17 protein-coding genes are annotated in these 21990 nt (G+C 74.1%); 5 read left to right on the top strand and 12 right to left on the bottom strand.

The genetic code is table 11. The features are described 5' to 3' along the window. Positions 1–78: 78 nt before the first annotated feature. The gene (ileS, locus tag FRAEUI1C_RS11890) at positions 79–3339 is read right to left on the bottom strand and encodes an isoleucine--tRNA ligase (protein WP_013423544.1); all 3261 of its coding nucleotides are present in this window, start codon (positions 3337–3339) and stop codon (positions 79–81) included. A 621-nt stretch (positions 3340–3960) separates the two neighbouring features. On the opposite strand from ileS, the gene FRAEUI1C_RS11885 reads away from it, so the two are divergent. The 4 genes from FRAEUI1C_RS11885 (at position 3961) to FRAEUI1C_RS11870 (ending at position 8084) form a co-directional block, all read left to right on the top strand. Next, positions 3961–5145: an SAM-dependent methyltransferase gene (locus FRAEUI1C_RS11885; RefSeq protein ID WP_157734910.1), complete on the top strand. Its 1185-nt coding sequence runs from the start codon at positions 3961–3963 to the stop codon at positions 5143–5145. 103 nt (positions 5146–5248) lie between these two features. Then, positions 5249–6031 carry a signal peptidase II gene (lspA, locus tag FRAEUI1C_RS11880; protein WP_232425393.1) on the top strand — a complete coding sequence of 261 codons (783 nt, stop codon included), beginning with the start codon at positions 5249–5251 and terminating at the stop codon, positions 6029–6031. Continuing rightward, the gene (locus FRAEUI1C_RS11875) at positions 6028–7005 is read left to right on the top strand and encodes an RluA family pseudouridine synthase (RefSeq protein WP_013423541.1); all 978 of its coding nucleotides are present in this window, start codon (positions 6028–6030) and stop codon (positions 7003–7005) included. Before lspA ends, FRAEUI1C_RS11875 begins: the two co-directional genes overlap by 4 nt. Continuing rightward, positions 7002–8084, top strand: coding sequence for a hypothetical protein (locus FRAEUI1C_RS11870; RefSeq protein ID WP_013423540.1), 1083 nt, complete (start codon positions 7002–7004; stop codon positions 8082–8084). The genes FRAEUI1C_RS11875 and FRAEUI1C_RS11870 overlap by 4 nt, the downstream gene beginning before the upstream one ends. A 74-nt stretch (positions 8085–8158) precedes the next feature. Here FRAEUI1C_RS11870 and FRAEUI1C_RS40190 read toward each other — a convergent pair whose 3' ends face one another. The 7 genes from FRAEUI1C_RS40190 to ftsZ all read right to left on the bottom strand — a co-directional run bounded on the left by FRAEUI1C_RS40190 (position 8159) and on the right by ftsZ (position 13533). Then, on the bottom strand, positions 8159–8335 hold the full coding sequence (locus FRAEUI1C_RS40190) for a hypothetical protein (RefSeq protein ID WP_013423539.1): 177 nt from the start codon (positions 8333–8335) through the stop codon (positions 8159–8161). 167 nt (positions 8336–8502) lie between these two features. Next, entirely contained in the window at positions 8503–9441 is a 939-nt protein-coding gene (locus FRAEUI1C_RS11865; protein ID WP_013423538.1) for a DivIVA domain-containing protein, read from the bottom strand. A 93-nt stretch (positions 9442–9534) separates the two neighbouring features. Further along, positions 9535–9810, bottom strand: a complete 276-nt coding sequence (locus FRAEUI1C_RS11860; RefSeq protein WP_497006520.1) for a YggT family protein — start codon at positions 9808–9810, stop codon at positions 9535–9537. A gap of 61 nt (positions 9811–9871) precedes the next feature. Further along, positions 9872–10411, bottom strand: coding sequence for a cell division protein SepF (locus FRAEUI1C_RS11855; RefSeq protein ID WP_013423536.1), 540 nt, complete (start codon positions 10409–10411; stop codon positions 9872–9874). Positions 10412–10420: 9 nt separating this feature from the next. Then, positions 10421–11296: a YggS family pyridoxal phosphate enzyme gene (locus FRAEUI1C_RS11850; protein ID WP_013423535.1), complete on the bottom strand. Its 876-nt coding sequence runs from the start codon at positions 11294–11296 to the stop codon at positions 10421–10423. Positions 11297–11400: 104 nt separating this feature from the next. Then, positions 11401–12141, bottom strand: coding sequence for a peptidoglycan editing factor PgeF (gene pgeF / locus FRAEUI1C_RS11845; RefSeq protein WP_013423534.1), 741 nt, complete (start codon positions 12139–12141; stop codon positions 11401–11403). 3 nt (positions 12142–12144) lie between these two features. Beyond that, the gene (gene ftsZ, locus FRAEUI1C_RS11840; protein WP_013423533.1) at positions 12145–13533 is read right to left on the bottom strand and encodes a cell division protein FtsZ; all 1389 of its coding nucleotides are present in this window, start codon (positions 13531–13533) and stop codon (positions 12145–12147) included. 431 nt (positions 13534–13964) lie between these two features. Between ftsZ and FRAEUI1C_RS11835 the strand changes: the two genes are divergently transcribed. Continuing rightward, complete coding sequence (locus FRAEUI1C_RS11835) at positions 13965–15512, top strand: UDP-N-acetylmuramate--L-alanine ligase (protein WP_232425391.1); 1548 nt, start codon at positions 13965–13967, stop codon at positions 15510–15512. 307 nt (positions 15513–15819) lie between these two features. Here the strand turns inward: FRAEUI1C_RS11835 and murG are convergent, their stop codons facing one another. The 4 genes from murG to mraY form a co-directional block, all read right to left on the bottom strand. Then, the gene (murG, locus tag FRAEUI1C_RS11830) at positions 15820–16950 is read right to left on the bottom strand and encodes an undecaprenyldiphospho-muramoylpentapeptide beta-N-acetylglucosaminyltransferase (RefSeq protein WP_013423531.1); all 1131 of its coding nucleotides are present in this window, start codon (positions 16948–16950) and stop codon (positions 15820–15822) included. 77 nt (positions 16951–17027) lie between these two features. Continuing rightward, the gene (ftsW, locus tag FRAEUI1C_RS41870) at positions 17028–19400 is read right to left on the bottom strand and encodes a putative lipid II flippase FtsW (RefSeq protein ID WP_013423530.1); all 2373 of its coding nucleotides are present in this window, start codon (positions 19398–19400) and stop codon (positions 17028–17030) included. 7 nt (positions 19401–19407) lie between these two features. Next, positions 19408–20916: a UDP-N-acetylmuramoyl-L-alanine--D-glutamate ligase gene (gene murD / locus FRAEUI1C_RS11820; RefSeq protein WP_013423529.1), complete on the bottom strand. Its 1509-nt coding sequence runs from the start codon at positions 20914–20916 to the stop codon at positions 19408–19410. Beyond that, entirely contained in the window at positions 20913–21986 is a 1074-nt protein-coding gene (gene mraY / locus FRAEUI1C_RS11815) for a phospho-N-acetylmuramoyl-pentapeptide-transferase (RefSeq protein WP_013423528.1), read from the bottom strand. The genes murD and mraY overlap by 4 nt, the downstream gene beginning before the upstream one ends. Positions 21987–21990 lie beyond the last annotated feature (4 nt).

Here is a 21990-nt window from a genome sequence, read left to right as displayed (position 1 = left end):
CAGTCAGTCGCGTTCGGCGGAGGCCGGTGTCCGTTTGAGCAGAACGGGCACCGGCCTCGTTGGCGTAGCTGAACACCGTTACCTGGCCGCTGGCTCCGCCTTGCCCAGGGCGAACGTGAGGCCCAGCTCGTCCGAGGTGTGGTGGGTGCCGGCCGGCAGATCTCCCTCGACGAAGCTGACGGCCAGGACCTCCTCGGCGACCGTGGCCGCGTGCTCGCGCAGCGCTAGCGCGGTCGCGGACTTGGAGGCCGACCACCAGACGTCGACCCGGTCGGTGATCTCCAGGCCGGAGCTCTTGCGGGCGTCCTGCAGGACACGGACGACGTCGCGGGCGAGGCCGGCCTGGGCCAGCTCCGGGGTGATCTCCAGGTCGAGGGCGACCGACAGGCCGGACTCGGAGGTGACCGCCCAGCCCTGGCGCGGCGTCTCGGTGACGATCAGTTCGTCGCCGGACAGCTCGATCGACTCGCCCTCGACCACGACGGTGAGCGTGCCGTCCACGGGCAGCCCCGCCGTGGCGACGGCGGCAGCCACGACCGGCGTCCGCTTGCCGAACCGGCGGCCCAACGCCCGGAAGTTCGGTTTGACCGAGACGTCCACGACGTCCGCGGTCGCGCCCTCGACGGTCGTGACGTTGAGCTCGTCGGCGATCTGGGCCCGCAGCTCGGCGGGAAGCCCCTCGAAGGCGGCCCCGCCGACGACGGCACGGGGCAGCGGCTGGCGGGTCCGCACCGCGCTGCCGGCCCTGGCGGCCCGGCCCAGCTCCACGATCCGGCGGACCAGCGTCATCTGCTCGGACAGCGCCTCGTCGACCCAGGAGGCCGGCGGCTCGGGCCAGGAGGCCAGGTGCACCGAGTCCGGCGAGCCCGGGGTGTGGGCGAACAGCCGGGCCCACAGCCAGTCGGTCAGGAACGGCGCGAACGGCGCCATCGCCCGGGTGACGCCGTCGAGGCAGCGGTAGAGGGTGTCCAGGGCGTCCGGGTCGCCGGCCCAGAACCGCCGCCGCGACCGGCGGACGTACCAGTTCGACAGGTCGTCGACGAACTGGGAGATGCGTCGACCGGCGCGCAGCGTGTCGAACTTCTCCAGCGCCTCGTCGACCTCGCGGACGGTCGCGGCCAGCTCCGAGAGAGCCCAGCGGTCCAGGACCGGGCGGTCGGCGGGCGCCGCGCCGGGGGCCGTGGCCGGGTCCCAACCCGAGGCCGAGGCGTAGAGGGAGAAGAAGGACGCGGTGTTCCAGTAGGTCAGCAGGACCTTGCGGACGATGTCCTCGATCGCCTCGTGGCCGACCCGGCGGTCCGACCACGGCGAGCCGCCGGCGAGCATCAGCCAGCGGACCGCGTCCGCGCCGTGCTGCTCGAACAGCGCGAAGGGGTCCAGGACGTTGCCGATGTGCTTGGACATCTTGCGTCCGTCGGCGTCCAGCAGCAGGCCGAGGCAGAGCACGGTCTCGTAGCTCGACTGGTCGAAGACCAGCGTGCCGACGGCCATCATCGTGTAGAACCAGCCGCGGGTCTGGTCGATCGCCTCGCAGATGTACTGCGCCGGGTAGTGCCGTTCGAACTCGGCCTGGTTGCGGTGCGGGGCGCCCCACTGGGCGAACGGCATCGCGCCGCTGTCGTACCAGACGTCGATCACCTCGGGCACCCGGCTGGCGATGCCGCCGCAGCCCTCCCGCGGGCAGGGCAGGGTGACGTCGTCGACGAACGGCCGGTGCGGGTCGAGGGCGGACAGGTCGCGGCCGGTGAGCGTCGAGAGCTCGGCCAGCGACTCGACGCAGGTGAGGTGGGTCGGGTCGTCCGCGCAGCGCCAGATCGGCAGCGGCGTGCCCCAGTAGCGGTTGCGCGACAGCGCCCAGTCGACGTTGTTACGCAGCCACTCGCCGTAGCGGCCGGTCCTGATCCGGTCCGGGTGCCAGTCGGTCTTCGCGTTCTCCTCGACCAGCCGGTCGCGGATCGCCGTCGTGCGGATGTACCAGCTGGGCAGCGGGTAGTAGATCAACGGCGTGTGGCAGCGCCAGCAGTGCGGGTAGCTGTGCACGTAGCTGGTGCCGCGCCACAGCAGCCCGCGGGCGTCGAGGTCCGCGGTCAGCGCGGCGTCGGCGTCCTTGAAGAACTGTCCGCCGACGAGCGGGACGTCGGCGAGGAAGTGTCCGTCGGTGCCGATCGGGTTGACGACCGGCAGGCCGGCGCCGCGGCAGACCCCGAGGTCCTCGGCGCCGAACGCCGGCGCCTGATGGACCAGGCCGGTGCCGTCGGTGGTGGTGACGTAGTCGGCGAGCAGCACCGAGTGCGGGGCCGCAGGGGCACGGCCGGCGGCGAGCCGGCCGGTGACGCCGTCGGCGCCGGGCTCGAACCGGGCGGCGTCGAGCAGCTCGAACGGCCGCCGGTAGCGCGTGCCGGCGAGCTGGGCGCCGGTCAGCCGGTCGACGACCGTGGCTCCCTCGGCCGCGTCGCCGAGGGCCGTGGCGACGAGTGGCTCGGCGACCACGAGGTGCTCCCCCGCGGCGGTGCGCACGAGGACGTAGGCGACGTCCGGATGGGCCGCGACGGCCGTGTTGGAGACCAGCGTCCACGGGGTCGTCGTCCAGACGAGCAGCCTCGCGTCGCGTTCCGCGGTGAAGAAGCCCTCCGGGCCGGTGCCGGGCACGACCGGGAACCGGACGTAGACCGACGGGTCGGCGACGTCCTTGTAGCCCTGGGAGACCTCGTGGTCGGACAGCGGGGTCTCGTCGCGCGGGCAGTACGGGGTGACCCGGAAGTCCTCGACCAGCAGGCCCTTGTCGAAGATCTGCCGCAGCGACCACCAGACGGACTCGATGTAGGACGTGTCCATCGTCCGGTAGGCGCCGTCGAGGTCGACCCAGTAGCCCATCCGCTCGGTCATCGCGGAGAAGTCGGCGACGTGGCGCAGCACCGACTCGCGGCAGCGGGCGTTGAACTCTGCGATGCCGTACTTCTCGATGTCCGACTTGCTGGTGAAGCCCAGCTCCTTCTCGACCGCGAGCTCGACGGGAAGGCCGTGGCAGTCCCAGCCCGCGCGGCGGGGGACGTGGTAGCCCTTCATCGTCCGGTAGCGCGGGAAGACGTCCTTGAACACCCGCGCCTCGACGTGGTGGGCGCCCGGCTTGCCGTTGGCGGTCGGCGGGCCCTCGAAGAACACCCACAACGGCGCGTCGGCGGTCGCGGCCAGCGAGCGCTCGAAGACCTGGGTGTCACGCCAGCGGTCGAGCGTCTCCTGTTCGAAGGCGGGCAGGTCGACCTTCGCCGGCAGCGGGGCGAACGCCGGCGGATGGTCGGCGCCGGCAGCGGTGGTGGGCGTATCCGTGGGGCTGGTCATCGTGGTGGGGTCCCGGTCTCCGTCGACATGGCTGTGCCGCCGGAGGGACGACGCCGCTGCGCTCCCCCGGGCCCAGACCCGGCGGCGCGGCGACACCGCGGTACCACCCTCCTTGCGCGCCGACCCGGCCTGCCGGCCGCGGGCGCACCCCTCGTTCCACCGCGGCTGCCGGATCTACTGACGCCCAGGACGAGCGTGTTCTCCCGACGACTCAGGGGTGATCTTCACGACGCGCTAGCCACCGGGCTTCCACCAACCCCGGCTCGCTGAGGTCCTCGTTCTGGCCGCGCCCGCCGCTACTCGTCCCGTCGACGTCTTGCCGCTGGCTGTTTCCCAGCGTAGCGGAGCGGCGCAACCCGGTTTACCCGGCCGCTCCCGGCCGGCCGGGACGCCATGCCGAACGGACGCCCCACCGCTCAATGGCCTGCCCCGGTTCGCACAGCCGTTCCCTCCACGTTTCCACATAGTGGGTCCCAAGTGGCCATAATCGCCAGGGAGCAATGAACACAAATGGCCCGGGCAAGCGATCCCCTACTTGGTCCGTATGCGGATCAGCGGGACCCCCATGGGCACCGGGGTCCCCGGGAGCGCAACCCGGCGGACACCTCGGGTTGGGTGAGGATGAGCACGGCTACCTGGGACCGCTTCGAGCGCCGGCTCCGGCGGGCCTACGCGAAGAGGTCGTTGCGGACGACGTTCACCGTCCAGATGTCGGATGGCTTCACATTCCAGGTCGGCGACGACCAGCCTCGGTTCTCGATGGTCAGCCGGTCGGCGGCCGGTGACCAGGCGCTGACCTCCATGGACCTGTTCCAGGTCGGCGACGCGTTCATCGGCGGCACGGTCGAGGTCGAGGGCGACGTGGTCGCGGCGCTCGCCTCCCGGAAGGTGTTCTCGGACTTCCACCCACTCGTCTGGGCCCGGCGGTTCGCTCCGCTGGCGGTCGGCGGCCGCGCGCAGCGCAAGGCCGACGACGAGGCGATCGCCGCCCACTACGACGAGGACGCGGACTTCTTCACCACGTTCCTCGACTCGGAATACCGGTGCTACACACACGGCGTCTTCACGTCGGACGCCGAGCCGCTCGAGGACGCGATGGCGAACAAGATGCGCTACGCCTATGACGCCCTGGAGCTGTCCCCCGGCGCCCGGGTGCTGGAGGTCGGCGGCGGGTGGGGCGCGTTCCTCCAGTACGGCTCCGAGCAGGGCGCCCAGGTGACGTCCCTGACCCTGTCCCGGGCATCCGAGATGTTCATGAACGAGCTCGCCAAGGACCGCGGGTTCGACGACGCGGCGGTCGTGCGCCAGCACCTGTTCGCCTACGAGAGCGCCGAGCCCTACGACGCGCTGGTGAACATGGGCGTCACCGAGCACCTGCCCGACTACGCGGCCACGCTGCGCAAGTACGCCGCGCTGGTCCGCCCTGGCGGCCTGGTCTACCTGGACGCCGTCGCGATGCGCCGCAAGCATCACCTGTCGAGCTTCATGAGCCGGCACATCTACCCCGGGCGCTCCACGCCGATGGTGCTGCACGAGTACCTGGCCTGCGTCGCCCGCTCGCCGCAGTTCCGGGTCCGGACGGTGATCGAGGACACCCGCAACTACCTGCTGACCTGCCGGGCCTGGGCGCTGCGCCTCGACGCGGCCCGCGAGCAGGTCACCGAACGCTGGGGGGCCGAGCTGTACCTGAAGTTCCGCGCGTTCCTGTGGGGCTCGACGGCCGGGTTCGTGACCGGCCAGCTGCAGGCCTACCGGGTCGTGCTGGAGCGGCTCGGCACCGGCGACGTCGCCGAGCTGCCGGCCTGACCTGACCCGGCCGGCGGCGGCGGCGCGCGGACGAAAGCCCAGCCCACGGGCCATCCGGCGGGCGGCGACGAGTCCGGTCGCCGACGCCCGTAGAGTTGACGGCGTGGGAGAGGCACCGACCAGCGAGGGTGGCGTGCGCGAGCCGGGCGACGAGTCCGTCGCGCGCGCGTATCTGGACTGGGGCAAGGAGCCGGAACCGACGGCTGGGAAGGCCACCGGCGCGCACGCCGGTCCGCCCGCGGCGACGCGGGCCGACGGTGCGTCCGGCGGGGTCACCCTGCCCGGCGACGAAGACGGAGAGCTCCGGGGCGGAGGGTCCGCCCCTCGGGCACCCCGACCAGTCGCGCGCACGCCCGTGCGGGTTCTGCTCGCCACCGCGGTCGGAATCGTCCTGCTCGACGCCATCACGAAGATCATCGTTGTGGCGACGCTCTCCAACCACGCGCCGGTGACGCTGATCCCGGGGGTGCTCCAGCTGGAGCTGACCCGCAACTCCGGTGCCGCGTTCAGCATCGGGGGCGGCGCCACGGTGCTGTTCAGCCTGATCGCCGTGGCCGTGGTCGTCATCGTCGCGCGCACCGCCCGCCGGCTGGCCTCGGTCGCCTGGGCCGTCGTGCTCGGCGCGATCGTCGGCGGCGCCGTCGGGAACCTCGTCGACCGGCTGGTACGCGCGCCTGGTCCACTGCGCGGCCACGTGGTCGACTGGATCTACCTGCATCACTGGCCGATCTTCAACGTGGCCGACTCGTCGATCGTCATCGCCGCCGTGCTCGCGGTGATCCTCTCGGCGCTGGGTATCGGCCTGGACGGCGGCCGGTACAGCCGAGCGGACCAGGCAGCCGCGCCGGGGCCGCCTGTCGAGCAGCCCCCGGCCGGCCGGGGATGACGCCGGTGCCGGCCGAGGCCGGCTCCCCCGTCTCCCGCCGCCCGGGCGAGCAACGCTCGCTGCCGGTACCCGACGGCCTGGACGGGCTGCGCCTCGACGCCGCGATCGCGCGGATGTTCGGCCTGTCCCGCACCGTCGCCGCCGCGTTGGTCGACGACGGCCAGGTCAGCGTGGACGGAGCCGCGCCCGGCCGCTCCGACCGCGTGCGCGGTGGCGCGTGGCTGGAGGTCGAGCTGCCGCCCTCGCCGCGCCCGGTCACCGAGGTGATCGCGACCCCCGTCGACGGCCTGACGATCGTGCACGAGGACGACGACCTCGTCGTCGTCGACAAGCCCGTCGGGGTCGCGGCGCACCCGGCACCTGGCTACACCGGGCCGACCGTGATCGGTGCGCTCGCCGCCGCGGGCTACCGGATCTCCACCTCCGGGGCGGCCGAGCGGCAGGGGGTCGTGCATCGGCTCGACGTCGGCACCACCGGGGTCATGGTGGTCGCCAAGAGCGAGCTGGGCTACGCGGCGCTCAAGCGGGCGTTCCGCGAGCGTGAGGTCGACAAGCGCTACCGCGCGGTCGTCCAGGGCCACCCCGACCCGCTGCGCGGCACCGTGGACGCCCCGATCGACCGGCATCCCCGCAAGCCGGGCCTGTTCGCCGTCGTCGCCGACGGGAAGCCCAGCGTCACCCACTACGACCTCGAAGAGGCGTTCCGCGCCGCGTCGCTGCTCGAGGTCCGGCTGGAGACCGGCCGCACCCACCAGATCCGGGTGCACATGTCCGCGCTGCGCCACCCCTGCGTCGGGGACCTGGCCTACGGCGCCGACCCGACCCTGGCCGAGAAGCTCGGCCTGCGCCGCCAGTGGCTGCATGCCTTCCAGCTGTCCTTCGAGCATCCGGCGGACGGCCGGCTGGTCACCTTCACCAGCCCGGACCCGCCCGATCTCGCCGAGGCGCTGGAGCGGCTCCGGGCGATGTCGTGAGCCCGTCGCCGCCCCGCTTCCCTGGGCGCGCGGCCGCGCGTGAGGTTGTGGGCGCGGCCCGCCAGGCCAGCATCCGGGCGGCGGTCGAGGTCGCCACCGCCGGCGGCGCCCGGCTCGCGCGGGCGGCCGACCACGCGGGGCCGCGCCTCGACCAGCTGGACGACACCCTGCTGCCGGCCACGGGCGAGGCCCTGGAGGTGGTCGCCGCCGGCGCCGCCGCGACCAGCCGCGCCGTGACGACCCGGCTGCTGCGCTTAGCCGTCCGGGTTCGGCTGCTGTCGCCCCCCAGCCCGGCGGACGGCACCTCCTACGCCACGCTGGGCACCGGCGGCGGGGTTGCCGCGGGCTCCGGCCCGACCGGGGTCACGCCGGTCGGTCGGGCGGTGCTGGAGCGGGGCGCGCGGATCGCGGTGCTCGGCCTGGTCGCGATGATCGTGCTGAGCACGGCGGCCGCGCTGCTGCTGCCCGGGGTCAGCGGCCAGCCGGTCGTCGAGCCGGTCACCTCGGTCCCGCCGCCGGGCGGTGGGCGGCCGGCGGCGCCACCGCCGGCCTTCACCCCGAGCGTCACCATCGGCCCGCTTCCGGGCGACTCGACCGCCGCCTACATCGGGATCGCGGACCGCGAGCTGACCGAGCAGGCCCAGGCCGCCCCGGAGGCGGAGCTGCTCGCCGTGGTGGACCTGAGCGGGTTCCGGTCCCCGCAGGCCCTGCACGCCCTGCTCAGCGACTACCGCGTGACCCAGGTCTTCTTCACCGTCCCCGGGGGCAGCGGCGCGGTCTACCACGCGGCGGTCCGTGACCCGGTGGCGGACGTGCTGGCCGCGTTCGACGCCCAGGCCGCCGGCGCGGCCGGACGGGCCGCGACCACCGCGGACGAGGCCACCCGCAAGCGAGACCAGTCGGAGGCGGCCGCGCTGCGCGCCCACTGCGACTGTGCGTTCGCCGCCGTCATCCGGACGCCGGCGGTCCGGCTGATCGAGCTGCGGGCGAACCCGGCCGTCCGGGTCATCGACACCGCCCCGCCCGGCACGGTGGAAAGCACGGTCCGCTTCATCCCGGTCGCCCCCGACCAGCAGTAGGCCGGCGCCCGGTCAGCCGCCCGGGGTCGAGACGGCGTCCTGGGCATGAGGACCGGGCGGGCCCCCAGCGATGGTCAGCCGACGGACCCGCCGGGACCGCGTCGGGCCCGGCGGGCGGCGCCGAGAGGCAGCATCCCCGCGGCGAAGAGCGTCAGCGCCAGCGACGCATAGACACAGGCGGTCGGTCCGAAGGCGCCCGCTATCCACAGCACGGCCGCGACCGCGAGCAACCCGCCACTAAGGATGATCACTGTTCATCCTTCCCTCGGTCACCCGCGGCCTGGGCGCGGACCTCTCCGCGACGGTGGGACGGCCCGGCGGACGACTGCGAGCCGGCACGGGTACCGTGCCGGCGACGCCTTCCCACCAGGCGTGGTCACCGTCGGGCGAACGCTCCGCCTCGACGGTGAGCCTCGCGTCAGAAGTCCTGCATGCCGTTGTTGGCGCGCGGGTCGTGGTCGGGGCGACCGACGCCGTTCTGGACGCCCATCTGCCCGGGACCGGGCTGGTAGGCCCCGGCCGGCACACCGACGCCCGCGGGCTGTGGCTGCTGCTGGGCCCCCTGCGAGCCAGGGTTGAGACCTGGCCGCTGCGGGCCACCCGCGCCGACGGCCGGCTGGGTCGGCATGCCGTCGAGGTCGCGCAGCTGCATCTCCAGGTAGGCACGCAGCCGGGTCCGGTACTCACGCTCGAACGCGCGCAGCTGCTCGACCTGGCCCTCGAGGCGACGCTTGTCGTCCTCCAGGCCACCGAGCTGCTCGGCGACGTGCGCCCGCGCCTCGGCGAGGATGCGGTCCGCGTCCTGACGAGCCTCGCGGCGGGCACGCTCGGACTCGGCACGCGCCTCCCGCACAGCCTCGTCGGCGGTCCGCTGGGCGAGCACCAGGGTACGGGCGACCCGCTGCTCGATCTCCGTGTCGATCGCCGCGTTGCCCGACGGGGCCTGCTGCTGCTGCGCCGCGGCCGCACGGGCACCGACCGCCGGGATCACCTGGGTCGCGCCGCCGGGAATCGGGACCGGGGACGTGGACGGGCCACGAGCCGCGGCGGCCGCCGCCTGCGCCTGGGCCTGCTGGGCGGCCGCCTGCGCCTGGGCGGCGGCACGGCGTGCCTCCTCCACCTGGCGGCGCAGCTGCTGGTTCTCCTCGATGAGCTGAGGCGGCACGCCCGGGCCACCGCCGCCGGCGCGACGGGCCTCGTCGAGCTGGCGGCGAACGTCGGCGTTCTCGTCCAGCAGCCGGGTCAGCTCGGCCTCGACCTCGTCGAGGAAGGTGTCAACCTCATCCTCGTTGTAGCCGGTCCGGAACCTCGTCGGGCTGAAGACCTTGTTCTGGACATCCTGTGGTGTCAGCGCCACGTCGCCTCCTCATGCGGCATCGCCGCTCCCCGAAGAGAGGGCGGTCTACGGGCAGTCTCCCGCGCCCGTGTCGGCGGTGTGCACACGACCCCGTCACAACCTCGTCGCATAGCTCCGCAACACCACGATCACGATGAACAACAGCAGGAAACCGAGGTCGAAGGCCACCGATCCGACGCGCAGCGGCGGGATGAAGCGTCGCAGCAGTCGCAACGGAGGGTCAGTTGCCGTGTACACGACCTCGCAGATCACGACCCACGGGCCGGTGGGTCGAAAGTTCCGACTCACCGACTGCAGCAGGTCGATGACCGCCCGCGCAATCAGAAGCAGAAGGTACACCAGCAGCACCCATGAGATGACAGCGCCCAGCGTGCTGATGACTACCTCTCCTTGTTGGCGGGACGTCCTTGGCGGGTTAGACGCCAAGCCGTCAGGACTGGTTGTAGAAGCCGCCCTCGCGCATCCGACGCTTGTCACTTTCCGTGACGTCGACGTTCGCGGGAGTGAGCAGGAAGACCTTGTTGGTCACCTTCTCGATGTCCCCGTGCAGGCCGAAGATCAGTCCAGCGGCAAAGTCGATCAACCGCTTGGCCTCGACGTCGTCCATCTCGGTGAGGTTCATGATGACGGGGGTGCCGTCCCTGAACTCCTCACCGATCTGACGGGCGTCATTGTAGCTCCGCGGCTGGAGCGTGGTGATCCGGTAGGGGGACGCATCCTCCACAGCAACTACCCGTCGCATAGGAACCGCTCCAGCGGGACGCAGCGGCTCGACGGATGAGGAACGTCTGGCCATTGGCGGCGGCTCCTCTCGCGCGTCGATACGCCGCACCGTTCGGTCGAACGGGACGGGCTCACGCACGTCCCGTCGGTCATCCTGACCGTCGTCCTCGTCGTCGAGGTAGTCGTAGTCTTCATCGTCCTCCTCGGCCAGACCGAGGTAGACCATCGCCCTGCGCCCGAGCCCCATGGCGCGACTCTAAGGGACAGGAAGCCGCTCACCGAACAAAGCGGTCCCGATCCGTAGGTGTGTCGCGCCTTCGGCCACCGCCGCTTCCAGATCCCCCGACATTCCGGCGCTGATGACGCACGCGTCGGGGTGGATTTGGCGCAGTCTCTCGGCGACCTCCCGTAGCCGAGCGAAGGCGGGGCGTGGCGGTTGTCCCCGTGGAGCCACCGCCATCACACCGGCTAGCCGCAGCCAGCCCGCCGCCGCGACAAGATCAGCCAAACCGGGAACGTCCGCGGGTGCGGCGCCGCCCCGGCCGGCGGTCGGGGCACCGTTGGGCCCGCCGGGGGACGTGTCGAGCGACACCTGCAGGCACACGGTGAGCTCGCGGCCCGCCGTCGCCGCCGCCCGGGCGAGGCTCGCGACGAGCTCGGGCCGGTCCACGCACTGGACCCAGTCTGCCCACCGGGCCACCGCGTTCGCCTTGTTCCGCTGCAGCTGCCCGACGTAATGCCAGATCGTCCCGTCTGTCCCACTTGTCCCCGCGTGACAGGAATCTCCTCCGCGACCGGCATCCGCGGCCAGCCCGGACCCGGCGGCGACGCCGTTCGCCCCGGCCGGGAGCAGGCCCAGCCGCGCGTGGACCTCGACGACCTTGCGGGCGGCCTCCTGCTCGCGGTTCTCGGCGAAATGCGTCACCCCGAGGCCGCGCAGGACCACGACATCGGCGGCGGGCCAGGTCTTGCTCACCGCGACGAGGGTCAGCTCGGCCGGGTCACGGCCGGCCGCGCGGGCCGCGGCGGTGATCCGCTCCCGCACGTCGCCGAGGTTCGCCCGCAGCCTGGGCAGGTCGGCCCGCGGTCCGTCGTCGGATGTGTCCACGCCAGTCAGGTCGCCACCGTGCATGTCCTTACTGACCGTCCTCCGGCCTTTCCCGTCAAGTCGACCGGTCCACGCCCTCGGTCCCCGGTCCTTGACCGGCCGCGGCCGGCGACCGGCGAGCCGCGCGCTCACAGCCACGCGACGCCGGCGAAACGGCCGGTGCGCCCGGCGTCGCGGCGGTGCGAGAACAGCGCGGGGTCCTCCATGGTGCAGCGACCGGAGACCGTGATGTCGGTGACGCCCAGGTCCCGCAGCTGTCCGGCGACGCCGGCGCGCAGGTCCAGCGCCGGGCTGCCGGCCCTGGTGACGGTCGCCGTGCCCGGGACGAGGGCCTCGACCTCGTCCCGCATCGCCGCCGGCACCTCGTAGCAACGGCCGCACACCGACGGCCCGACCTCGACGTGGAGGTGCTGCGGCGCGGCGCCGAGGTCGGCCAGCGCGGCGACGGTCGCGGGCACCACGCCGGTGGCGAGCCCAGCCCGGCCGGCGTGCGCGACGCCGACCGCGCCGGCGGCGGTGAACACCACCGGCACGCAGTCCGCGACCAGCACCGTCAGCGCGAGACCGGGAACGTCGGTGACGAGGCCGTCCTCCCCGCGCGAGTCGGCGCCGCGCGCGGCCGCCCGCTCGGGCGCGGAGCCGAGGGCGTCATCGCGAAACCAGTCCGCCCGGGTCCGCTCGCTGAGCGTGACCACCTCCGCGCCGTGGACCTGGCGCATGAAGCACGCCGACGCCCCGGTGATCTCGGCGAGAGCGCGCCGGTTGGCCGCCACCGCCGCGGGGTCGTCGCCGACGTGGGCGCCGAGGTTCAGCGCGGCGTACGGGCCAGCGGACACGCCGCCGGAGCGGTCGGTGAACAGGAAGGGCACGGGTTACTTGAGGAAGTCCGGGACGTCCAGCTCGTCCTCGTCGTCGGCGATCGGCCGGACCGGCCGGCGCTGCGGCGGGTAGCTCGGCCGCGCCCCGGACCGCTGGTCGGAGCCGGACCCGTAGCCGCCGTCGGACCCGTACCCACCGGTCGCGGAGCCGTGGCCCTCCCCGTGCTGGGCGACGTAGCGGTGCGGCGGCTCGTCCATCTCCGGCCGCGGGTCGAGCGGCTCCGGAACGTACTGGGCCGGCGTCGGCGCCGGAGCGGCCGGCGGCGGGCCCAACGGGGGCGGGGCGTAGGTGGGGGTCGGCTGCGACGCGGGCGGCGGCGTGACGACCGGCGGGATCGCCGGCAGCACGCCGGCCGGGACCGGCGTGGCGGCGGTGACGGCCGGCGGCGGGCTCGGGCGGGAGCGCTGCTGCGCGGCTCCCTTGGCCCGCCGGTCCGGCACGGTGTCGAAGCCGGCGGCGATGACAGTCACCCGCACCTCGTCACCCAGCGCGTCGTCGATCACCGCGCCGAAGATGATGTTCGCCTCGGGGTGGGCGGCGTCGGCGACCAGCTCGGCGGCGGCGTTGATCTCGAACAGGCCGAGGTCCGAGCCGCCGGAGATGTTGAGCAGCACGCCCTGGGCGCCGTCCATGCTCGCCTCGAGCAGTGGCGACGCGATCGCCTGCTCGGCCGCGACGGTGGCCCGGTCGTCACCGCGGGCCCGGCCGATGCCCATCAGGGCGGAGCCGGCGTGCGACATGACGGTCTTGACGTCGGCGAAGTCGAGGTTGATCAGGCCCGGGGTCGTGATCAGGTCGGTGATGCCCTGGACACCGGAGAGCAGGACCTGGTCCGCGCTGCGGAACGCGTCGAGGACGCTGATGTCACGGTCCGTCATCGCCAGCAGCCGGTCGTTCGGGATGACGATGAGGGTGTCGACCTCGTTGCGCAGCGTGTCGATGCCCGTGTCGGCCTGGTTCGCCCGGCGGCGGCCCTCGAACGTGAACGGGCGGGTGACCACACCGATCGTCAGGGCGCCCAGCGAGCGGGCCACGTTGGCCACCACGGGCGCGCCGCCGGTGCCGGTGCCACCGCCCTCGCCGGCCGTGACGAACACCATGTCGGCGCCCTTGAGGACTTCCTCGATCTCCTCGCGGTGGTCCTCGGCGGCCTGCCGGCCGACCTCGGGGTCGGCGCCGGCGCCGAGGCCGCGGGTGAGCTCGCGGCCGACGTCGAGCTTCACGTCGGCGTCGCTCATCAGCAGCGCCTGCGCGTCGGTGTTGATCGCGATGAACTCGACGCCCTTGAGACCGACCTCGATCATTCGGTTCACAGCGTTGACGCCACCGCCACCAATGCCGACAACCTTGATGACCGCTAGGTAGTTCTGCGGGGCTGCCATTGCGGGGTCGGTCCTCCAGCGGCGTCGGTGGGGCGGACAACACCCGCCCGCGCCAGTACGTCCGTCTTAACGGCGCCGCCGGAGCGAGTCGGGAGAAGTAGCCGCCGAGCCTCAACCTTCACCGTCCACTAGACGGTTAGAGTTATGTCAACTTGCGACTGTGTTTGGACAGTAGGCATGGCGTCCGCATGGGTCAAGGAACCGCCCGGCGCGTCAACCCATGGAATTCTCCGTCCTCTTCGTCACAGTGCCGAGCGTTCCTTCCCGGCACGTCACTGTCGCCCCCGTACCGGCCCCCGCCAGCGACGACACGCGGGCGAGCCGGTCCCCGCGTTTCGGCGCATTGGCGACCGACCCGCACCCGGGCCCGTCCACCCCGCCCGGCCGTGCCAGCGCATAGGCGCGGCCCCCGGTGGTGTTCACTCACTCCCGTGAGCGCAGGAACAAGCGAGCAGGCAACCCGGAGCGCGGGCGACGCGCGCGTGCACTTCCTCGGCATCGGCGGCTCCGGCCTCGCCCCGCTGGCCCGGATCGCCCTGGCGCGCGGCGCGAGCGTCTCGGGCAGCGACCAGGAGCCGTCCGACCGGGTCCAGGCGCTGCGCGCGCTGGGCGCCCGGGTCCGCACCGGCGCGCCGCCCGATCCTGGCGCCCTGGCCGCCGAACTGGCCGGCGTGGACGTCGTCGTCGCCTCCAGCGCCCTGCCCGACGACCATCCGGAGATCGTCGCCGCCCGCGCGGCCGGCCTGCCCGTGCGCCGGCGCTCGGACTGGCTCCCGGAGCTGACCGCCGGCTACCGGCTGGTCGCCGTGGCCGGCTCGCACGGCAAGACCACCACCTCGGCGATGCTCACGGTCGCGCTGCGCGCCGCCGGCGCCGACCCGACCGCCGTGATCGGCGGCGAGGTACCGCAGCTCGGCGGCGGAGCGGTGGTCGGCCGGGGCGAGATCTTCGTGCTGGAGGCCGACGAGTACGGCGGGGCGTTCCGCGGGCTCGACCCGGCGGTCACGATCCTGACGAACGTCGAGTGGGAGCACCCGGACCTCTTCCCCGACGAGGCGGCCGTGCGCGCGGTCTTCGCCGCGTTCGCCGCCCGGGTTCGTCCCGGCGGCACGCTGGTCGCCTGCGGCGACGACCCGGGTGTCGCGGCCGTCCTCGGCACGCTCGCCGAGGGCTCCGGTGGCGGGCCGCGGGTCGTCCGCTACGGCTTCGGGGACGGGCTCGGCTGGCGCGCGGTGGACGTCGTCACGACCGGCCAGCCCGACGGCGCCCGTCCGGCCTCGGGCTCGGCCACTTCCGCTGACGCCGACGGCGGCGCGGACGGCCTCGACCGGACCGCCGCCGGGCCGCCGGTGGTGACCGAGGCCACCGTGCTGCGCGACGGGGAGCCGGTCGGAACACTGCGCCTCGCGCTACCCGGCCGGCACACCGTCCTGAACGCGCTGGCTGTGCTCGCCACCGCCAGCGAGCTGGGCGTACCGGTCGAGACGACACTCACCGCGCTGGCCGGCTACACCGGCGCCGCGCGGCGGTTCCAGCGGATCGGCGCCCGGGCACTGCCCGGCACCGGAGCGGTCGAGATCGTCGACGACTACGCCCACCACCCGACGGAGATCCGCGCCACGCTCGCCGCGGCGCGCCAGCAGGCGGCGGGCCGGCAGGTCTGGGCGGTGCTCCAGCCGCACACCTACAGCCGCCTGGCCGCGTTGCTGGCCGACTTCGCCGTGGCGTTCGGCGACGCCGACCGGCTCTACGTCACGGACATCTACGCCGCGCGGGAACGCGACGACCTCGGGGTACACGCCTGCGACCTGGCCAAGCGGGTCCGGGTACCGGCCGAGACGAGCTACGTCGCCTGGGCCGAGCTGCCCGACCGCCTCGCCGCCGACCTGCCAGGCCACGACGTCCTCCTGCTGACCCTGGGGGCGGGCACCATCACCGAGCTCGGACCCCGCCTGCTCGCGATGCACCTCGACACCTAGTGCCAACCCCCAGAAGCCTTCCTCGCCCCGCCTCGCCCCCAAGGCCATGATCGCGAGTTCGGCCCTCGACTGGTCGTAGCCAGGCCCGATTCGAGACCACGGGAGGGCTAAAGCGGCGATCATGTCGCGCGCCGATCTTGGCGGTCGCGGCACGATACGCCCCGGGCCACCGGGCCACCGGGCCACCGGGCCACCGGCGAATCATGCGCTTTGGTTGCGAATCCCGATCTTCTGCAACCACCACGTATGACCCGAGTCTCCGTGGTTGGACCGGCCGACCGGGCCGGGCGGGACGGGACGGGCTGGCTCAGTGGGCCGCGTGGCGGCCGCCTGAGCGGCGGCGGGAGGCCTCGGCCTCGTGGATCATCGAGACGATCGTCTGGGCCGCCTGCGGATGGCCGGCGCCGGCCATGGCCGCCTGCATCTTCGCCAGTCGCTCCGGCGACACGAGCACCGGCACGACGTTGTTCATGATCCATGCGGCGGACAGGTCCGCGTCGTCGACGATCAGGCCGCCGCCGGCCTCCACGGTCGGCAGCGCGTTGCGGCGCTGTTCGCCGTTGCCGTGCGGCAGCGGGACGTAGGCCGCCGGCAGGCCCACGGCCGAGAGCTCCGCGCAGGTCATCGCGCCGGACCGGCACAGCACCATGTCCGCCGCGGCGTAGGCCGACGGGATGTGGTCGAGGTAGGGCAGCAGCACGTACGGCGCCGGCAGGCCGGTGGGCAGCGCCGCCGTCACCTCGTCGATGTTGCGGGGGCCGGCGGCGTGCAGCACCTGGACCCCGGAGCGGGCCAGCGCGCGAGCGGCCTGCGTCATCGCGGTGTTGACCGAGCGGGCGCCCTGCGAGCCGCCGACGACCAGCAGGGTGGGGCGCTGGTAGTCCAGGCCGTAACGGCCCCTGGCGGTGCGCTGCGCCCCCGCGGAGCGGTCCAGGGTGAGGATCTCCGGGCGCAGCGGGATGCCGGTCAGGCGAGCGCCCCGCAGCGGCGTGCCGGGGTACGACGTGGCGACGTAGGGCGTGAACCGGGCGCCGAGGCGGTTCGCCACCCCGGGCAGCGGGTTCGCCTCGTGGACCACGATCGGGATGCCACGGCGGCGGGCGGCCAGGTAGGCGGGAACCGACACGTAGCCACCGAAGCCGACCACGACGTCGGCGCGGGTCTCGGCCAGCACGTGGGCGGCCGTGCTCACCGCGCCGGCCAGCCGGCCCGGGACGGTGAGCAGCTGGGCGCTGGGGCGCCGCGGCAGCGGCACCTTCTCCACGGTGGCGAGCTCGTACCCGCGCGCCGGCACCAGGCGGGCCTCCAGCCCGGTCTTCGTGCCGAGCAGGGTCAGGCGCAGGCGCGGGTCGGCCGCGCGCAGCGCGTCCGCGACCGCGAGGGCGGGTTCGACATGGCCGGCCGTACCGCCGCCGGCGAGCAGCACACTCTTCAGCATCGCCCCTGACGATGGCACACCGGCCGGCCGCCGCGAGCGACTGGCCCGTCAGGGCCGGTCATCCTGGCGGACGGACATCAGCCGGCGCTCGGAGGGCCGTCAGGGGCCGGCTCGCCGTCCCCGCGGGCACCGCGGCGGTACGGTCCCGGTTCGGGCCGCCGCCGGTCCGCCGTCGCGTCTCCGGTGCGTTCCCGGCCATCACCGGCCCTGCCGGCCCGACCAGCGGTGCCGGTCGTGCCAGCCCTGCCAGTCGCGCCGCCCCTCCCAGCCCCGCTCCCCCTGCCGGCCCCGTCGGCCCCGCGAGCCGTGGCGCCCCTGCGCGTTCCGCCGGCCCTGCCAGACTGGCCGGACCCGCCAGCCCCGTCCGGCCTGCCCGCCCTGCCGGACCCGCCGGACCCGCCCGGCCCACCGGTCCTGCCAGTCCGGCCAGACCCACCGGACTCCCCAGTGCCGCCCGGCCTGCCAGCCCGGCCGGATCTGCCAGTCCCGCCGGACTCCCCAGCCCCACCAGGCCCGCCAGTCGTGGCGACAGGTCCGGCCATGCCGGCCCGGCCGGGCTTCGTGCGGCGCGTTTTCGGCGTTCCGCTCAGGTCTGGGTCACGCCGTCCCGGCCTGCTCCTGGCCGGGACGGCGGTCTGAGCGCGCTCCGCGCCGGCGGACCGGGCCGCGCGGGTCGGGGCGGACCCGGCGCCACCGGCCGCCGCGCCGTCACGGGCCCGGTCCCGGGGGCCACGCCGGCGCTTCTGACGCGCCTCGCGTCGCCGCTGGGACCGTTCGGCCAGCAGCCGGGCCGCCGCCGGCTCGGAGCGGGCGAACGCGAGCAGCATCCCGATCGAGAACATGGTCAGGACCAGCGACGACCCGCCGAACGACACCAGCGGCAGGGGAATGCCGGTGATGGGCAGCAGGCCGACGACCGCGCCCATGTTCACCACCGCCTGGGTGAGGATCCAGCCGGTCGAGCCGGCCGCGGCCAGCCGGACGAACTGGTTGTCGCTGCGGTGCGCGACCCGCAGGCCCGCATAGCCGAAGACGCCGAAAAGGATCACCACGACCAGGCAGCCGAGCAGCCCCAGCTCCTCGCCGATGATCGCCAGGATGAAGTCGGTGTACGACGCGGGCAGCAGGTCGGGCCACTTCTCCTTCGAGGCGCCCAGCCCCTCGCCGAACCAGCCACCACCGGCGAGCGCGTAGATGCCCTGGACGGCCTGCCAGCCTGTGGTCTGGGCGTTCTGGAACGGGTCGCGGTAGGACAGCAGCCGTTCCAGGCGGTACGGCTCGATCACGGCCAGGATCGCGCCGACGGCCCCGAGCACGCCGACGAGGCCGGCATAGACCCGGCCGGGCGTGCCCACCACCCAGAGCACCACGAACAGCACCGCGAACACGACGATCGTCGTCCCCATGTCGGGCTGCATCATGATCAGCCCGCCGATCAGCGCCGACACCGGGACGACGGGGACGATCAGGTGCTTCCAGTCCCCGAGCAGCCGGCGCTTGCGGGTCAGCAGATCCGCCGACCACAGCACCAGCGCGAGCTTGGCCAGCTCGCTGGGCTGCAGGCTGAACGTGCCGACCCCGAGCCAGCGCTGGGCGCCGTTCGAGGAGACCCCCAGCGGTGAGAGCACCGCCAGCAACAGCAGCAGGGTCAGGCCCATCAGCGGGTAGGCGACCCGGCGGAACCACTGGCTCGGCGCTCGGCTGGCCGCGAGCAGCACCGGCAGGCCGATCCCCATCCAGGTGGCCTGGCGGACGAAGACCGTGTACGACGAGCCGAACGCCGCGTAGGACCGCACGTTGGACGCCGAGAGGACCATGACGAGGCCCAGGAGCAGGAGCAGCCCCGCCGACGAGCCGAGCAGGTAGTACGAGGCGAGCGGCCGTTCGAGCAGCGGCAGCCGGGCGAGGGCCGCGCCGGGGGTGTCCGGGCTCGGGACCGGGCGCAGCACGGAACGCCGCTGGCCGCCTCGGCCCGGCACCGAGAGCACTCCCCCGGCCCGCCTGGCGGCCTCCTGGCTGGCCTGCCGGGCCGCCTTCCCGGCCCGGACCTGCTGGTCGGACGCCGCCGCGGCCGGGACCCTCGGGCGGCGCACCGCCGGGGCCATCGCGTCGCGCAGGGTCGCGGGCCGGCGGCTCTCGCGCGAGCCCGCCGGCCGGGCCGCGTCCCGGGTCGTCGCCGGTCGCGCGCCGTCACGCCCCGAGGCCTTCTCGTCCTCGCGGGGCGCCGGCAGCGTGCCGGCGTCGCGCGGGGTGGCCGCCGGCCGCTCTCGCCTGGCCGGGCGGTCGTCGCCGGTCGGCGGGCGCCCGTCGTCCGCTCCGGCGCGCGCGGCGCGCCCGGGACGGGCGACCGCCGCCCTGGGGCGGGTCCGCTGCCCGGACGCCGAACCGGAACCGCCGGATCCGGCGCCACCGGATCCGACACCCGATCGGGAGCTCGGCGCCTCGCGCACGCTGCCCCTAGCCTCCTCGACTCTGCCCGCCCGGCGGGACGACCCCCGGGGCCGCACCGACCTGCCCGCGCCGACCGGCCGCCGCGGCGAACAGGTCGCCGCGCTCGGCGTAGTCACGGAACATGTCCATCGAGGCAGCGGCGGGCGCGAGCAGGACGGTGTCGCCCGCCCGGGCCAGCCGCGCCGCAGCCTCCACCGCATCGTCCATGCCAGCGGCCCGTTCCATGGGGACATCGGGGGCGTGTCGGGCGAGCGCGGCGGCTATCTCGTCCGCGCAGCGCCCGATCAGGACCACGGCGCGCAACCGGCCGGCCGCGAGCTCGACCAGTTCGTCGAACGCCAGGCCCTTGTTCAGCCCGCCGGCGATCCACACGACCGACGGGTAGGCGGTCAGCGACGCGGCCGCCGCGTGCGGGTTGGTCGCCTTGCTGTCGTCGACGTAGCGGACACCGTCGACGGTGGTGACCAGGGCGTTGCGGTGCGCGCCCGGCCGGTAGGCCGCGAGCGCCGAGGCGATCGCGGCCGGCTCGACGCCGTCCGCGCGGGCGAGCGCGGCGGCGGCCAGCGCGTTCGCGACCAGATGACGCCCGGGGCCGGGCGCGCCCTGGGCCGAGCCGCCCTGGGCCGAGCCGTCGGGACGCGGCCCCGCGAGCAGGTCGGCGACGGCGACGAGCGGGCCGCCGCCGAACGCCCGGTCGACGAGCCACCCGTCGACGACGGTGACCTCGGCCGTCGCCGGGTCCAGGCCGAAGGTGACCCGCCGGCCCGGCGCCGCGGCGAGCAGGGCGGCGCTGCCGGGGTCGTCGGCGTTGCCGACCGCGATCGTCGCCGGGTGCATCCAGATCCGCGCCTTGTCGGCCGCGTAGCCGTCCGGGCCGCCATGCCAGTCGAGATGGTCGGGGGCGACGTTGAGGATCGCGGCCGCGACCGGCACGGCCGTCTCGGTGTAGTGCAGCTGAAAGCTGGACAGCTCGACGGCGAGGGTGTCGTAGGGCGGCTCGGCCAGCGCGGCGGTGACGACGGGGGTGCCGATGTTGCCGGCGGTCGCGGCCCGCCGGCCGGCGGCGGTGAGGATCGCGCCGAGCATCTCCGTCGTCGTCGTCTTGCCGTTCGTGCCGGTGATCGCGAGCCAGCGGGCGGCCGGCCGGATTCGCCAGCCCAGCTCGATCTCCCCCCAGACCGGGACGCCGGCGGCGCGCGCGGCGGCGAACAGCGGGGTGCCGGGCGGGACGCCGGGTGAGGTGACCACCAACCGGGCCGCGCCGACGGCCGTCGGCAGCCCGCCGAGCTGCACGGCGGCCCCGGCGGCCCGCAGCTCGGCCGCGGCGGCCTGGGCGGGCGGGCCGTCGCCGGCATCGACGACGGTCACCCTGGCGCCGAGGCGCAGCAGCGCGCGGGCCGCGGCGGCGCCGGACACGCCGGTGCCGACGACGGTCACCGGCGCGTCCTTCAGCTCGTCGACGGCCACGTCACCGCGGGCCTGGCGGGCCACGCCGCCGGCGCCCGGGCCGGTCACAGGTTGCTCCCCCCATGGGAGAGGAACTCGGCGTAGAACAGGCCGAGGCCGAACGCGACCGCGAGGCCGGACACGATCCAGAACCGGATGATGACCGTGGTCTCCGGCCAGTCGGCGAGCTCGAAGTGGTGGTGGATCGGGGCCATGTTGAAGACCCGGCGCTTGGTCAGCTTGAAGAAGCCGACCTGCACGATCACCGAGACCGTCTCGATGACGAACAGGCCGCCGAGCACGAACAGCAGCAGCTCGGTCCGGCTGCAGATCGCGATGCTGGCGAACGCCCCGCCGAGCGCCAGCGAGCCGGTGTCCCCCATGAAGATCTTCGCCGGGCTGGCGTTCCACCACAGGAACCCGAAACAGGATCCCATCGCGGCCGCGGCGACGAGCGCGACGTCCAGCGGGTCACGGACGAAGTAGCAGCCCGCCTCGGCGTGGTGCGGCTCGCAGAGGTTGCCGAACTGCCAGAACGAGATCACGCAGTAGGCGCCGAACACCATCGCCGAGGTGCCCGCCGCGAGGCCGTCGAGGCCGTCGGTCAGGTTCACCGCGTTGGACGTCGCCGCGATGATCATCCAGGCGAGCAGCGGGAAGCCGATGATCCCGACCGAGAAGTTGGTGTCACGGACGATCGAGATGAACGTCGACCCGGGCAGCAGCCCGGAGGCGTTCTTGAACCGCACGGCGAGCAGGCCGAACGCGAGCGCGACGATCGCCTGGCCGGCGAACTTCGTCCGCGCGGTCAGGCCGAGGCTGCGCTGCTTGCGGATCTTGATGTAGTCGTCCAGGAAGCCGACGACGCCAAGGCCCGTCATCACCATCAGGATCAGCAGGCCGGACGCGGTGAACCCGGCGCCGGTCGCCAGATGGGAGACGAAGTAGCCGATCAGGGTGGCCGCGACGATCGCGGTGCCGCCCATGGTCGGCGTCCCGCGCTTCTTCAGGTGGCTGGACGGGCCGTCCTCACGGATCTCCTGGCCGTAGCCCTGCCGGCGGAACAGCCGGATGACCCACGGCGTGCCGAGCAGCGACACCAACAACGCGACCGAGGCCGCGACGAGAACACCTCTCACCCGT

This window comes from Pseudofrankia inefficax, from assembly GCF_000166135.1.
Taxonomy (GTDB): domain Bacteria; phylum Actinomycetota; class Actinomycetes; order Frankiales; family Frankiaceae; genus Pseudofrankia; species Pseudofrankia inefficax.
Note: the sequence above shows the minus strand (reverse complement) of the source record. Positions and strands in the feature narration are given on the sequence as shown.